Source organism: Paratractidigestivibacter sp., from assembly GCF_052362415.1.
GTDB lineage: Bacteria > Actinomycetota > Coriobacteriia > Coriobacteriales > Atopobiaceae > Paratractidigestivibacter.
The window spans coordinates 1-1,172 of the sequence record NZ_DAWEMK010000222.1 but is presented as its reverse complement, the minus strand read 5'-3'; the positions used below and the strand labels follow the sequence as shown (position 1 = coordinate 1,172).

At 68.0% G+C, this 1,172-nt stretch carries 1 protein-coding gene; it reads right to left on the bottom strand.

Annotated features, from left to right (window positions below):
- On the bottom strand, positions 1-1,053 hold a 1,053-nt coding region (locus ACT84W_RS11140), incomplete at its 3' end, for a M20 family metallopeptidase (protein WP_444329278.1).
- Positions 1,054-1,172: the final 119 nt, after the last annotated feature.

Genomic DNA, 1,172 nt, shown 5'->3' with positions numbered 1-1,172 from the left:
GTAGCCCGCCGAGAGGTACATGAAGGTCGAGGGGACCTGCTCGGCGATGGTGGCGAAGTCCTCGGAGGCCGAGGCCTGGATGCCGGGGTAGGGGGTGAGGCCGGGGATGCCCGTCTCGTTCATGTAACCAACGAACTCGCGGGTGAGCTCGGGGTCGCACACGAGGGGCGGCACATCGGAGAGCGGGGTGACCTCGGCCGTCGCGCCGTACGCGGCTGCGGTGGCCTCGGCGACCTCCCTCATGCGGCGGACCATGAGCTCGCGCGCGTCTTTGTCGTTCGCGCGGATGGTGCCCTCGAGCACGGCGGTGTCGGGGATGATGTTGGCGGCGGTGCCGGCGTCGAACTTGCCGACCGTCATCACGGCCGCGGCGGTCGGGTCGACCTCGCGGGCCATGATGGCCTCGAGCGCGAGATAGATGTGGACGGCGGCGTTGATGGGGTCGATGGAGCGCTGCGGGTAGGCGCCGTGGGAGCCCTTGCCCTTGACCTCGATGCGGAAGCCGTCGACCGAGTACATCATCGTGTTCTTGTCGTTGTACATAAAGATGCCCACCGGCATCTGGCCGGGGGCGACGTGGTAGGCGAGCGCGACGTCGGGTTTGGGGTCCTCGAGGACGCCGGCGGCGATCATGTCCTTGGCGCCCTCGAAGGTCTCCTCGGCGGGCTGGAACATGAGCTTGACCGTGCCCTTGAGGTCGCCCTCGGTCTCCTTGAGCATGCGCGCAGCGGTGAGGAGCATGGCGACATGGAAGTCGTGGCCGCAGGCGTGGGCGTGCTCGCCGTCCGGGCAGGTGAAGGGCTCGCCGCTCTCCTCGGGCATGGGCAGCGCGTCCATGTCGGCGCGCAGGAGGATGACGGGGGAGCCGGAGCCCAGGGTGGCGACGACGCCGTGGCCGCAGTCGCGCGGCTCGAGGCCGTACTCGCGGAGCTTCTCCTTGACGAACGCGCGGGTCTTCGGGGTCTCGAGGCCCACCTCGGCGTTCGTGTGGATGTGACGGCGGTTGGCGATCGTGTCTTCCTTGAGCTCGCAAGCTCGCTGGTAGTAGTCCATGGCGCCTCTTTCTCGCGGGGTACACGTGTTGCTTTAGCATGGCAAAGTAGTGTGTCCTGCCCGTTTCCATACGGTGATAACTGGCGTTCGGCGCGTTTGCGGGTGCGGGCGGTCGGGCC